The organism is Thalassomonas actiniarum, assembly GCF_000948975.2.
Classification (GTDB): domain Bacteria; phylum Pseudomonadota; class Gammaproteobacteria; order Enterobacterales; family Alteromonadaceae; genus Thalassomonas; species Thalassomonas actiniarum.
In genome coordinates this window covers 642,261-655,413 of sequence record NZ_CP059736.1, presented here as the reverse complement: position 1 = coordinate 655,413, position 13,153 = coordinate 642,261, and the positions used below count along the sequence as shown (strand labels likewise).

Sequence of the window (13,153 nt, the reverse complement as noted above, 5' to 3'; positions counted from 1 at the left end):
ATAAAACTGTTGAAGGATTTCTGATACACAAACCCTTTACCGCCATCAATTACCCGGCTGGCGTTTTGTTATCAGGATGGAGCAGCACCAGTTTCAGCCGCTTTATATGTTGGGTAAAAGCGACTTGTTTATGGCGTATCCGTTAAGTGAAGACGAGTTATATTACTACGGCCATATCCATGAAGATAATGGCGCATATTCCTTAAGCGGCGATGCCAAACAAGATCTGAAAACTATCTTTTCTACTTACGGCGGCCCGGTAAATAAAATTTTGCAATCCCTCGATGAGGTTGAAGTGATCTGCGGCGAGTTAAAATCGGTTACCCGGGCCCGCTTTTATCAAGATCGCCTTGTTTTTACCGGCGATGCCGCCAACGCCTGCTCACCGCTGTTACAACAAGGAGCTGCCGCCTTGAAGATGCCGTTTGTCTGGCAGAATCCCTGCGAGCAAGCTGTCAACCCGGCCCTGGCACAATATAAACAGACGCACCAGGCACGGATAGAATGGATCATTAACTATTCCGATAAGCCTTTAGCCAGCGTAAAAAAAATGGAAAAGTCCCTGCCGCGATTTATCCGCAATACCCTTATTCGCCTGCTCGGCCCTTTAAACGTCTTTGGCTGGAGAAAAGCTTGCCACTAAGACCGAGCTGGCCAATAAACGATAACAACCCCGGGCAAAAGCCGCGGTTTAACATCAACTGCTTTTGTCCTGCTATTGCGTGAGCCATCTTACGATATTACTAAGGGCCTTTTGCCAGGTGCTCATGGGGGCAACAACAAATTTATTCATGATGATCTTTGTCGGCTCCGGCGATTTTTCAAGCGCCGCATGTAACGCCATTAAGTCTTGTGGCTGTAAAGCGAGCGGGGCTTCATCCGGCTGATAAAGGCTGCCTATGGGATAATATTCCCCCGGCTTGTTCTTCATTTCAATATGGGCGCCTAACACCGCACTGACCTTGTGATCTTGGCTAAATGAAACCAGGCGGGCGATGCTTTTTTTATAATCCTGCCAATGTTTTACATATAATAGGCCGGGATAGAAAGTATCGCCGGTAAGCAACCATTGGGTTTTGGTATCGTAAACAGAGATGGCTTCCTCCTGATGTCCCGGTGTTGGTATGACGGTGACAGTCCGCCCTCCCAGCTCAATCTGTTTTTCACCGTCGGGCCAGTGGCTGAAATTAAAAAATTCAGTCAAAGCCGGATAATTTGGCTTTACCAGGGTGACATTCGCCTTGCCGTCGAACTGGCCATCTCCGCGATAGTGATCGCCGTGGCTATGGGAATGAATAACCAATACTTCCCGGTCGGCATTTCCTGACTGCTCCCGGATTAATGTTTGTACGGTTTCATACAGGGGAAATTCCAAAGCACTTTCCGTGGCCCCGGTATCGAGCACCAGCACTTTTTCTTCCCCGAACAAGACATAAATAAAAGGGGCTTCAAAACTCAGACATTTATTTTGCCGCAATATATAACTTGAGGCATCGTAATGGAAAATATCCAGTGCCGGTCCGGCATTTGCCTGACAGTCACCAGAGCCGTGCAACCAGCTTTTTTGCTGCAGTGATGATACTCCCCCCCTGGCAGGCTCCGCGGTACTGACTCTGGCATCGAGCGTCTGGGTGGAACTGCAACCTGACGAGATAAGCAGTAAGCCTGCCAGCAATATTCGTCTCATAGAATCTCCTAAATAATTGATGTCCTGCTTACTATATTGGCCTGGCTCACTGAGCGACGGATTTGCTCTGGCCACAACTACAGCCGACCTAGCTTACCATGTAAATGCATTCGCTGCTTATGCACTGCGGTGTAAAATCAGATATAAAAGAAAGTCACGGGTAAGTAGCAGCCCTTAAGCTTTTTTCTCCCGGAAGCCGGTAATTTTCCCGCCGCCATTGCAATCTAAGTATATTGAGCGTAAGTTACTGACCAGGCAGGATAACTATAAGAAAAGGAGCCCCCTTATGCCAAAGAACAGTGAAAAAGGCCTACAAACCCTGATGGATAAAATTGTCGACGGTGTACAAGACTTTACCACGACTACCGTCAATTCTTATACCGGCGATATCCGCGGTATGCTCAAAGACGATGCCAGCGGAAAAATTGATTTTAAAAAGCTGTTTGAAGAGTCGGACAAAAAAGACAGCAGCATTAAGCTGGTGATGAGTTCGGAATACAGTTTAGACGGCGATGCCAATTTATACCGGGATTCCTCAGAAGAGTTGCGTCCGGACATTAAAGCCGCCCATGATGAAGCGGTGCAGACCGCCCGGGAAATGAAAGCCGATTTGTTCAAGTTAATCTTTGAAGCCATCAAAAAATAACAGCCAGCCGCAGATAACTTAATTTCAGCCCATGTCAGATACTCTGGATATCCGCTTTGCCGTAGAGCAATCCCTGAACATTGATAAGCTTGCCAGCTACCAATCCTGTATCCGCAGTGCGGTAGACCAGGGCATTTTACTCGATACCCCGGGATTTTCCGGTGCGCCTAAAGATAAAAAAGCCCTGTCGCCGCAATTTCGCCCCTTGTTGTGTACCCGCCTTTACCGCCTGGGTTATCTGGATGAGGAAGACACAGATGACATCAGCAATGGCAAACTGGTGAAGGCTATTAAACAACTGCAAAAAGAAGCGGGCTTAAAAACCGACGGCTGGATCGGCGAAGTCACCTGGCAGGCATTGCAGCAGCTGTTTACTTTCGAAGAGCCAACCGAGCTGGAAAAATGGTACCGGGCCGGACAGCCCTCGATGTTTTTAAGACGGGCGGTGAACCTGAGGTTAATGGTGCTTGGCATCAATCGCCGGCGCGCACAGGCAGACAATGATGACTTTTCAAAAGATCTGGCCAAATTCGGACAACTCTTGAGCCACCTGGGGGTAAAAGTCGGCAAGACCAATGAACAAACCTTCTTATTAGACTATTTGTTTGATATTGACAGCCAAACCAGGCATATCGGCTCCTTGTCCCCCGAATATATCCGGGCAATTGCTAAAAAGTACCAGCAGGTAAACAATCAGTCGATGTTGTCTTATTTTGGCGGTTTATTACGGGCCGAACTCTGGTTAAGCGGCTATAAGGATGCGGCATTAAGCAGCCGTATTCTCAAAAGAAAACAACATCGTATGTCCAGTAAAAAGCACATCTGGTTTACCAGCGGCATTAACGATGCTATCCAAGTTTTTTGGAAGGATCTTGAGCAAAAAGGGCTCATCACCCTTGATTTTAATGAAAAAAAGAGTGATATCGAGCGCTTTATTTATAGCATGCAGTTTCTCGCACAGGGAGTCGAGGCGGTTAACACTCAGAGTATCAGCAAAGAACAAATCACGCAGGAACTCAGGGAAAAATCCAATGATCGGCAATACAGCCAACATATTAGCGAGCAATGGCAGTCTGTGGGCTGGTTCAGCTGGATTTTTGACGGCCTGAAACGCATCTGGCATGCCATTAAAAATCTGTTAAGCGATATTCTGGAAACGGCAAAATACCTCATCCGCGGCATGAAACAGGTGATCAGCAATGGTCTGTTTTATCTGCAACGGGCATTTTATGTGCTCGAACAGGGGCTGGAATTTCTGCTGTGTAAAACCGTGCCCGGCTCGAATGAACAGCTGCATATGCAGCGGGATCGGGATTTTGATTATAAAGTGTTTGTCGGTGAGCAGGTGACCCGGGAGGACATTTCATTATTTTCCCGTATCGTGGCCCATAAACGCCTGATGACACGCGCCGCTCTGCGGGTTTTTGAAATTATTACCAAGGCGATGGAAATGGCGCTGTCGCTGTTTCGCCTCAGTAACCCGATTGGCTGGTGGAAGTTGATCCAGTCGTTGATCAATATCAATGAGCTTTTTGATGAACAAGACAAGCACATTCTTAGCCAGGCATTCGATCCGGATTTACAATTACTCCTTCCCTCATCCTGATCATCTGTTTTGATGGCAAAAAAGAGCTGCGATAAACCAGTGCGCCTTTGCTGCTGTCTTGGTGTATAACGATTGCCTTAATCGATATCGGGTCACGGAAAAAACCAATGTAAAGATTTGTATAATGTTATGCCCCGTATTTTTACATAACATGCCTGCTAAACCCTTAAATGAAGATCTATATTAGCCCCGGTTAAGACTGTCCGCCTGAAAACCGGGCTAGCAGTCCATGGCATTTTTGTTCAACGATATTGCTATGTAAATCTCAATGCTTTTTATTTGCCATGGATTATCTGACCTGGATAAAAAGAATGGAGAGTTTTGTAAAGTTGGACCCAAAACAATCGAAAAGCTTAAATGAAAAACTAAGTTAAGCGTAAGGAGAGACCAGGTGTACACAAAACTATTACTTGGATTACTGGCCCTTGCCATGAGTTGTTCTGTTTTTGCAAAAAGCGCTGCAAATGATTATACCCCGCCTTCCGGCATAAAAATGTTGTCTGATATTGCCTATGGCAAGGATGCAAAGCAGACGCTGGATATTTATATGCCTGCCGAGGCAAAAGATGCTCCGGTGATCTTTATGATACATGGTGGTGCCTGGCAAGGAGGAGATAAGGCTGACAGGGCAGATGTTGAAAATAAAGTCGCTCACTGGGTGACAAGAGGTTTTATCTTTATTTCTACCAATTATCGCACCCTGCCAGAAATCAGGCCGGTTGAACAAACAAAAGATATAGCAGCAGCTTTACTTTTTGCTCAAGAAAATGTGCGTAAATGGGGAGGCTCTCCAGAAAATTTTATCTTGATGGGACATTCCTCATGAGCGCACTTGGTGTCTCTGGTATCTTCAAATTACAATACCATTATGACAAGTGGCATTATGCCTTGGTTAGGCACTATTTCGCTGGATATCTCCGGCTATGACATCGTGAAAAAGATAACCGGTCCAAACCCTTCTGAGTTTTACAAGAAAAAGTTTAGTGAAAGTCCTGATTATTGGCAAAAGGCATCCCCTTTCCATGCCCTTAACAATAAAATTCCGCCGTTTCTGGCAATATGCTCACGACGAAGTGATGATGCCTGTAGCCAAGCTGAAAATTTTATTAGAAAAGCTGAAAACCTTGGCTCTTATGCTAAATTGTTACCCGTAGGTTTATCTCATGGCGAAATAAATGCAGAACTTGGCAAAGATTCTTGCTATACCAATTCTCAAAAAGCTGAGCCCCGCCATAGCGTCAATGCTAACAAGTCAAGCCACCCGGATACAGAAAAACTGTGCCGGTGCTTGAAACCTTATGCTCAGGTGAAAGATAGCTAAAGAGACAACGCTTTGCTTGCTCTTTAGCTATTTATGGATGCCATTAAGAAGGAAGGCTTAGTGTCTTATCTGCAATTTCTACGGCGGCCAAACAACAGACCAACACCGGCCAGGCCAAATAAAGCAACAGATGCCGGTTCGGGTACCTGCGAAGTCGATGCTAAATCCCAGCCCATAACATCAAAGGCTAAAATATCCAGGCTAGAGACCTGTTGATATTCACCAAATCCCGTGGTGGGATCCATAGTGCCCAGGCCAAGATGATCTTTCCAGTGACTTGCCTGACGGCCATCACCGCCAAAAGAGCCGGTTGAAAACCGGGCAAGGGAAGTTTGGCCGCCATCAATGGAAAAATAACTGTCGGCGCCCGGCCGAAAATCTAATACCCCGTCGCCGGCCGCCAGGCTTTCATCGGAATAGCGAAACAAGTCCAGGGTATTGATGATGGCATAATCATCTAGATCCAGCGGAGATGTCTGGTTGTTATACCAATAGTCATAAGTATCAACACCGCTGGTAAAACCGAGCGCATGCCCTATCTCATGAATGGCAACCCCGACAAAGTCCATCTTGTCGCTGTCGATGCCGTCGGAAGGATCAAAATCAAAAGCAAAGGCATTGCTAAAGGTGATTGATGCATCCGAGTCCAAAAACGCCGTGCCCCAGGAGTTGGCGGAAAACCCCAATGCCTTGGCATTGGCCTGCGTCAGTGCCAGGGCATAATTATCGGCGGAGCCGTCGTTATCCAGGCCGGGGGATGCGCTATCGGCTTCCTGATCCAAAAAACTAATCGCACAAACGCCAACGCTTTGATCATCACAGACCAGGTTATTAACCGCAGAGGCATCAGCCGCCGAAGTCGCGTCATTGGTCATGCCTTGTATGATATCGTCATATAAGAACACCGCCCGGTTAGAGCCGGTTGAGCCGATAACATTAGGGGCTAAGGCGGCAAAGCCGATATCCAGGTTGATGGTGACATCATCAACAAAAGTTGACGACCAAAAATCAGCCGCCTGGCGAAAGCCGGCCAGGGCCAGCTGTCCCTGGGCATCGGCAAAGTCCGAGTCGTTATAGGTTAATTCGATAGTGGTTGCAAAAGCTGTTGAAATGTTAACACTCGCAGCAAGAACAATTGCTGCAATGGCAGACACTTTATTGATATACATGCGAATTCCTTTTAATTTTATTATTTTTTTATTGGTTTATTGCAAACCAAGCCTGTGACATCACGGACAATTTTCCCGCCGTACACTTAGATAAATAAAGTTAATAGAAGTGAAATAATCAAGGCAACAGGTGACATTAAAGATAATAAAAAGACAATTTTATGTAAAATCAAGACAAAGGGAGCGTGTCACTCTTATTGCCTTAACACATTACCTGCTGCTTTAAGCTTTCTTTTTCTGCTTTGCGCTTATGAAAGGTACCAAGTCTGTCCGGGTGTAATAACTGGTAATATTTTTAAATTTCCCAAATGGTATGCTAATTGACCAGACCTGATGTTAACGACCGGGGGAATGTCTTTTGTTTATTATCAGCTTTAATACGATAGTTAACACCATGGCAGCTAAGCTGCCATTGCAGTTAACTGATAATTACCTAGCGTAAAGGAAGACGAGATGACTAAGCCAGCAAGACATTATTATATATATCCTGCCATTGGTATCGCCCGTGTCGGCAATAGTGAAAGCGAGTATTTAATTTCCCCTGAAGTGATCAATCAGCAACTTGAGGCCGATCAGGATTACAAAGATAAAGCAGGCAAGGTTAAACGTCAGGCGGCAAAGTTTCGTATCTATGCCCTGGATGAAAACGGCAAGGTTTTGGAAGAGGTGGTTTGCAGTGACAAGGTGCAGATAGAGTGGAGTGTGCACCTGGCAAACCGCAAGGCCATTAATTACCAATTTAATAATGCCATGGATCTCGACGACCTGCCCTTAGATGACAAAAAACTGGCCAAGGCATTAGCAACATTGCCCGATGAGTTAAAAAACTTATTCACCGAGCCCGGCAACCTGGCCATGGATTGCCATTTACGCAATCCGGACATCATTGATCTTGAAAAACGCAAACAGCTGCTGTTGTTGGATCCGGGCAAGCGCAAAATTGCCGGTAAATCCCGACACCAGGGCAATGCCGGGAAGAAAGAGAATTTCACCTTTGACAGCGCCAGGTTTTATCAAGGCACCCGCCACCAGCAAGACGTTTATTTAGGGGAACTGCAAACCGATGATCAGGGACGTTTGCTGGTTTTGGGGGGCCGCGGAAAATCTGCCAGTTTTGACGGCCAGCCTGCGGTAACCTTTGCCAACAATAACGGCTGGCATGATGATGTCGCCGACGGCACGGTCAGGGCTAAAATCCTCATCGACGGTGAAAAATTTACCGCTGAACCGGCCATGGTGGCGGTAACGCCTCCCAACTTTGCTCCCGGCATCGAGGGCACGGTCACCTTATTGGATGTGGTGCAAGACCTGTTCGAAAAACAAGGTTTGCTTGAGCCGATAAAAAATGTCTCTTTTTACCGTGATATCTATCCGATATTTAAAAGCCTGGTGGATAACCAGGCGGTTAATGCCGGTTTTTATTTTCTTTTCGGGGAAAATGCCCCGGGGAATTTCACCCGCGGGCAATTACTGGAAAAAATAGCAGATAACAGCAGTGCTAACCGGGAATTACGGCAATACCTGTTCAACCAGTTCAGGCCATCAGTCAGTACAGCCAAGGTTAAACGCATTGAGGCGCTTGCCGACATTTACCGGCAACACCAGGCGAAGCATTCCGCTTTATCCCTGCAGGTGGGAGAGATCGCCCGCCAGGCGATATCAGCCAGCCAGGAAGCGGTAGAAGCCGATCAGCTGCCGCCTTTTTATGGCGATGCCTATGCCGATTATACCGACAACCCGCTGGCAAACCTCAGCCTGACCGATCGGCAATATCAGGCATTAGAGCGCTGGTCGCAAGGCGACTTCAGCTGTGATGGCCCTGAGCCGCCGATAAAGTGCCTGGAACAATTGCCACTACAGCAACAGCCCCTGGCATTAACCCAGGGCCATCTGGCCCAATGCCTGGGCGGCCCCTTTCATCCGGGCATAGAGCTGACCTGGTTTTTGCGCCGCATCAGCATGTGGAACACAAAAGCCCCCCTGGATAAGATGCGTTTAAATATCCTGGCCAAAGATCAGCCGGTGCAGGATTATTTGGGCCCGGTATTAACACCGGATGTCGCCCTGGCCCAAATGTTTAATGCCAGCGGCCCCGGTACCTTAACACGTTTTATGGGCGTACCGTGGCAAACGGATGAGGGCAGCTGCCGTTCGGGGCAAGATTACGATCCCGCTTATTATTTGCCTTTAGCCAGTTTTTGGTCGGCGCGGGTGCCGAACCAGGTATTAAGCGAGCGCAGCTTTGCTCGCCTTAATGACCAAAGCTTACCGCCGCTGCAGCGGCTGAAACACCTGGATTATCGCCAGGACTGGCTGCGCTTTTTTAATTCAACCGTGTATCAAACCCAGATCAATGGCATGGTCAGCGACTGGAGTAAAATCGGCATCGTGAAAGAGAAAAAGCTGGATCCGCCGTTAAAGATTGAAAACTACCAATTAAGCTCACTCTGGGTGGAGTCGGAAGTAAATAAAAAATTTACCGTGAACGATCCAAGCTATCGCCAGCTGCTGCACATGGAAAACCTGACCAATGCCAGTGGTGAAGTAACCCCGCAGGATCAGAATAAAACTTATCTTGAAAACTTGCGTGAACTCGAACGGGACGACTGTGATTTTGCCAACAAGGCTGAGCCGAAACGGCCAACCTTTACCCGTCAGCAATTGTTCGGTGAAAAAGATTGATGCCCTTATATGATGCCATCATAGTCGGTGCCGGGGTCGCGGGTATGGCAGCAGCCTCTGCCCTGGCCAAACAGGGATTGCGCATTGCCATCATCGACAGGGGGGCACCGGATGTGCTCAAACCCGGCGAATGCCTGATGGCGGATGCCCTTAAGATCATGAAGCGCCTGGGGTTAAGTGAAGACTTTATTGCGGCGAACCACAGATCATTACAGGCTTATCATGTGAACTGGGGCCAGCAAAGCAGTTATCAGCGTCATCTGCTTACCAGCCCGGCAGGCGCCGGCTGGATAGTCAACCGCCAGCACTTTGATGGCATGCTGTTAAAGCATTGTCAGCAGCAACAGGTAGAGATGTTTTGGCAAAACTCACTGCAGGCGATAGCAAGAGATGCCAGCGGTTACTGGCAGCTGCAGCTGAAACATCCCGAAAAATTATGCCTCAGTGCCAGGTTTGTGCTTGATGCCAGCGGACGCGCCCGGGCTTTTACCCGGCATTTGGGCATCAATAGCCAGCGGCTGGATAAAATGGTCGCCACCAGCTGTCATATCCACAGCGTCAGTGAGTTATCGGCCGCCACCGCCACGATTGCCAGTGATTATCAGGGCTGGTGGTACTACGCAAAATATTCCGATACCCGGGGCTGCTTGTGTTATTTCTCCGATGGCGATTTGCCTTTGCCCGATGGCCCGAAAACCTTATTAGCGCAGGCAAATAAACAGAGCTTATTGGCGCCGCTGTTAGCCGACGCCAGGCCCATGACTTCAACCTTTAAACGCAGCGCTGCCTATTCGTCCGCCTTGCAAAACTGTATCGGGGAAAACTGGCTGGCCTTGGGCGATGCCGCCGCCAGCTTTGATCCCCTGTCCTCTTACGGCATGACATCTGCCCTGTCCGGTGCCTTTTATGCCAGCCAGGCGCTGAAGCGCTATTTCAATAACCAGCCGCAATATCTGCAAACCTACCAACAGCTGATGCAGAAGAACTTTCTTGCCTATTTGGATAAACGTTACCAGCAATATGAGCAGGTTGCCGGTTATAACAGTCTTTTTTGGCAGCGCCGCCAGCAAGGGGCTCTAGCCTGATCAGAGATCATCCAGGCATAAAGCTGTTTTTTGTGCCGCCGGAACTTGTTGCCAGCATTCGCTTTCCTGCCGCAGATCTTGTATATATTAAAACTAATCGTCTTAATTATTCGCCTGTTAGGTCATGCTTTAGTCAATATGCAAGAAACCAACAGTCCACTATCCCCGGTTCAATTGATAAGCACAGCCTGCTTATTGCTTGCCTCGTTTACCTTATCGTCGACAGAAATTAAGCTGGGCATGTCTACGGCCCTGAGCGGACCGACAAAAAATCTCGGTTTGCAGGTAAGGCAAGGAGCCGAAACTTATTTCAAACAATATAATCAAAGCGAGAAAGGACGAAAGCACCCCATTACCCTGATCAGCTACGACGACGGTTATGAGCCCCACGACACTGTGATAAATACGATAAAACTGATAGAGGACGATAAGGTTTTTGCCCTTTTCGGTTATGTCGGCACCCCCACTTCAAAAGCCATTATGCCCTTGCTGGAAGAGCACAATATCATCTATTTTTCCCCTTATACCGGCGCCGATTTTCTCAGATCTCCGATTAAGAAAAATATCTTTAATATCAGGGCCAGCTATTACACCGAAGCCGAAACCCAGGTGGAATATTTTATCGACCAGCTGAACTTATCCAAAGCCGCGTTATTTATCCAGGCAGATGCCTTCGGCCTGACCGCGAGTAAAGGTTATAAAAACGCTTTAAGTGCCAGGGGGATCAGCGCCATCGAACAGCTCAGGTACAAACGTAATACCTCGGATATTGCACTGGCCACCGAGCGTCTTAAACAACTTAATCCCGAGGTTATTTTCTGTGTCGGTACTTATGAACCCATCGCGAAGTTAATCAATGAATTAAGAGCGGCCAACATCAACAGCCATATCGTTATGTTATCTTTTGTCGGCGCACAGTCGTTAATCAAGCGACTTAAATACTTTAATAACGTTTATGTGACCCTGGTGATGCAGGATCCTCATGAGTCACAGTTGCCTATTGTCAAAGACTATAGAAAGGCCATGGCAGGGCAAGCTTTAAGCCATGAATCCCTGGAAGGCTATGTCGATGCCGCGGTATTTGCAGCCATAGTGAGCAGCATCAAGGGGGAAATCAACCATAAATCTTTTATCCGGTACGCCGAGCAGCTGAGAATGGATCTTGGCGGGTTGCCGATATACTTTTCAGAGTATGACCATCAGGGACTTAATAAGGCCTATTTAAATCAAATAACCCCAGCAGGGTTAAAACCCGTAGGTGATAAATCGGCTAAATAAGGCTTTAAACCGTTTAGTTTTACTGTCAGCGTTATTGGTTGAGACTTTTACTGTAGCAGTCGAGTAAAATATAGGGGGTTAACTGGCGTCGATGCAAGCCAAAGAATTTAAGTTCAATCTGAAAAACAGAAACCAGGGTGATTTTATTGTTTTTATCGAACTGAATTACAACGGTTTCAACCCCCTTGCTTACCTGAACGGATTGGCTTTCATCATCTATCAATACTTTGGCCTGATAACTTGCTGCACGTTTGATAATAGCCGTTCTGCTGTCATCACAGGCTATTTTTCCGGCATATAATTCCAGCTCTTGCCATTTGTTATAACAGCCAATTAAGGGCACCGATAAAATGAAAGCTAACAGGTATTTATGCATATCACTTCGCCAAAGCAACCAGCTAAGTTACAGGTTAATAAACCATTTGTTTATATTTGTTAGCCTAGTCACGAATATGCAAAATTGACATGTTTTTCCAGACCTTTTTCCTTCATCATCTTTTAGTTATGGAGCTGTTTAATCTTTTTGCCTGGCGTTAATAACAGAGAGGGTCTTTGCCCGACAACATTTAGGACAAATACAAATGTTTATTCGGTAAATAACCAATAGGCAGCTTTTTAAAAAGACATGATTCTTATAACCACTTGGCAGATTTAAACTTACTGTTAATACCGGAGACAAGCAAATAAAGAACAATATAAAGCCAGAGCAGCGGCGTAGATATCCAGCCCACCACCGAAATTAGCCGGTTTATCAGGCACGGCTGTTCATCTCTGGCGGTCAGCGGCTTTTGTATTTTCAATGTGCTCATCAATGTTACCCCGACAAAATTACTTTATTGATTATGTGCCGCCAACCCGGTTTTTATCTCACCGATAATTGCCTGTTTAAGCGAATAATGATAATCCCCGGATACAGTTGATTGATGATGGTGGGATGTGATGTTAAAGCGGGGTATTTTTTACCCTGGCTCGGGTGTTTTTCGCCGCTTAACATAAAAACAATCCTCTCCCTGCCCCATTTGTACGAAGGTTAAAAATCTAACTCTCTAATTATACTGAACTTGTCTCTTATTTGTGGAATGGCACCCGGTTTGCATTTTTCTGTTATATTTCCATCTGCCCGGAGATCCTCATGGATTGGCTTAAAAGCAAGTTTTCAACGACAGCGCCCTCTCACAGCTATAAACCTATTGATTCGCATACCGCATCAAGTGGCAGCGGACAATTTACCTCAGAGCATGGCTCCTATGTCAAAATGGAGGGGCCGTCGGCAAGTCGCGGCATCGGCAGTGATTATACCGGGGCATCAGGCAGTCTGGGCGGCGTAAAAGTCGGTATGCCGATGAATCAGGACACGACTTATGGCGCCGGCATTGGTGTGAAAACCTTCGGAGGCGGCATCGGCCATTCAGAAGATCACCTGGGGGGACAAACAACTACGGTCGATATCCCTTTTACCCCTCTCTCGGTGTTTAAAACCAGCTATTCCCCGGGAACATCTCCCTGGGCACAAAAATCAGCCATGGAAGATCAAGCCCATACCGACCACCTGAGAAGAGAAGGTATTAAAATGGAGATGGCCGATATCCAAAAGAAACGGAGTTTACTGTCAACTTCCGACTACAACCGCCAGATGAGTTACTTCCAAAGTAAACTTGATGACAACTTGTGAAGGACAA

Annotated in this window: 13 protein-coding genes; 9 read left to right on the top strand and 4 right to left on the bottom strand. The window is 46.9% G+C overall.

Going from position 1 to position 13,153, the window contains the following annotated elements; translation table 11 throughout:
- Positions 1–130: 130 nt before the first annotated feature.
- On the top strand, positions 131–643 hold the full coding sequence (locus tag SG35_RS31020) for a flavin-dependent monooxygenase (RefSeq protein WP_274055511.1): 513 nt from the start codon (positions 131–133) through the stop codon (positions 641–643).
- 72 nt (positions 644–715) lie between these two features.
- Here SG35_RS31020 and SG35_RS31015 read toward each other — a convergent pair whose 3' ends face one another.
- Entirely contained in the window at positions 716–1,687 is a 972-nt protein-coding gene (locus SG35_RS31015; RefSeq protein ID WP_044831030.1) for an MBL fold metallo-hydrolase, read from the bottom strand.
- Positions 1,688–1,973: 286 nt separating this feature from the next.
- On the opposite strand from SG35_RS31015, the gene SG35_RS31010 reads away from it, so the two are divergent.
- From SG35_RS31010 to SG35_RS30995, 4 genes are all read left to right on the top strand, one after another.
- The gene (locus SG35_RS31010; protein WP_044831029.1) at positions 1,974–2,333 is read left to right on the top strand and encodes a hypothetical protein; all 360 of its coding nucleotides are present in this window, start codon (positions 1,974–1,976) and stop codon (positions 2,331–2,333) included.
- A gap of 31 nt (positions 2,334–2,364) precedes the next feature.
- Positions 2,365–3,939 (top strand): peptidoglycan-binding domain-containing protein, encoded by a 1,575-nt coding sequence (locus SG35_RS31005; RefSeq protein ID WP_044831028.1) that lies wholly within the window; start codon positions 2,365–2,367, stop codon positions 3,937–3,939.
- 391 nt (positions 3,940–4,330) lie between these two features.
- Complete coding sequence (locus tag SG35_RS31000) at positions 4,331–4,765, top strand: alpha/beta hydrolase (RefSeq protein WP_053042794.1); 435 nt, start codon at positions 4,331–4,333, stop codon at positions 4,763–4,765.
- A 57-nt stretch (positions 4,766–4,822) separates the two neighbouring features.
- Positions 4,823–5,260 (top strand): hypothetical protein, encoded by a 438-nt coding sequence (locus tag SG35_RS30995; RefSeq protein ID WP_053042793.1) that lies wholly within the window; start codon positions 4,823–4,825, stop codon positions 5,258–5,260.
- A 65-nt stretch (positions 5,261–5,325) separates the two neighbouring features.
- On the opposite strand, the gene SG35_RS30990 is transcribed toward SG35_RS30995, so the two are convergent.
- Positions 5,326–6,429, bottom strand: a complete 1,104-nt coding sequence (locus SG35_RS30990) for an NF038122 family metalloprotease (RefSeq protein ID WP_044831027.1) — start codon at positions 6,427–6,429, stop codon at positions 5,326–5,328.
- A gap of 453 nt (positions 6,430–6,882) precedes the next feature.
- On the opposite strand from SG35_RS30990, the gene SG35_RS30985 reads away from it, so the two are divergent.
- The 3 genes from SG35_RS30985 to SG35_RS30975 all read left to right on the top strand — a co-directional run bounded on the left by SG35_RS30985 (position 6,883) and on the right by SG35_RS30975 (position 11,474).
- The gene (locus SG35_RS30985) at positions 6,883–9,111 is read left to right on the top strand and encodes a LodA/GoxA family CTQ-dependent oxidase (RefSeq protein WP_053042792.1); all 2,229 of its coding nucleotides are present in this window, start codon (positions 6,883–6,885) and stop codon (positions 9,109–9,111) included.
- Positions 9,111–10,196, top strand: a complete 1,086-nt coding sequence (locus tag SG35_RS30980; RefSeq protein WP_044831026.1) for an NAD(P)/FAD-dependent oxidoreductase — start codon at positions 9,111–9,113, stop codon at positions 10,194–10,196. The genes SG35_RS30985 and SG35_RS30980 overlap by 1 nt, the downstream gene beginning before the upstream one ends.
- Before the next feature lie 138 nt (positions 10,197–10,334).
- A complete protein-coding gene (locus SG35_RS30975; protein WP_274055510.1) occupies positions 10,335–11,474 on the top strand; it encodes an ABC transporter substrate-binding protein in 1,140 nt (379 codons plus the stop codon).
- Positions 11,475–11,505: 31 nt separating this feature from the next.
- Here SG35_RS30975 and SG35_RS30970 read toward each other — a convergent pair whose 3' ends face one another.
- Together SG35_RS30970 and SG35_RS30965 are read right to left on the bottom strand one after the other, a co-directional pair.
- Positions 11,506–11,850 carry a hypothetical protein gene (locus SG35_RS30970; RefSeq protein WP_044831025.1) on the bottom strand — a complete coding sequence of 115 codons (345 nt, stop codon included), beginning with the start codon at positions 11,848–11,850 and terminating at the stop codon, positions 11,506–11,508.
- Between the two features lie 256 nt (positions 11,851–12,106).
- Positions 12,107–12,283, bottom strand: a complete 177-nt coding sequence (locus SG35_RS30965) for a hypothetical protein (protein WP_160298220.1) — start codon at positions 12,281–12,283, stop codon at positions 12,107–12,109.
- Positions 12,284–12,606: 323 nt separating this feature from the next.
- Between SG35_RS30965 and SG35_RS30960 the strand changes: the two genes are divergently transcribed.
- On the top strand, positions 12,607–13,146 hold the full coding sequence (locus tag SG35_RS30960) for a hypothetical protein (protein ID WP_044831024.1): 540 nt from the start codon (positions 12,607–12,609) through the stop codon (positions 13,144–13,146).
- The last annotated feature ends 7 nt before the right edge of the window (positions 13,147–13,153 follow it).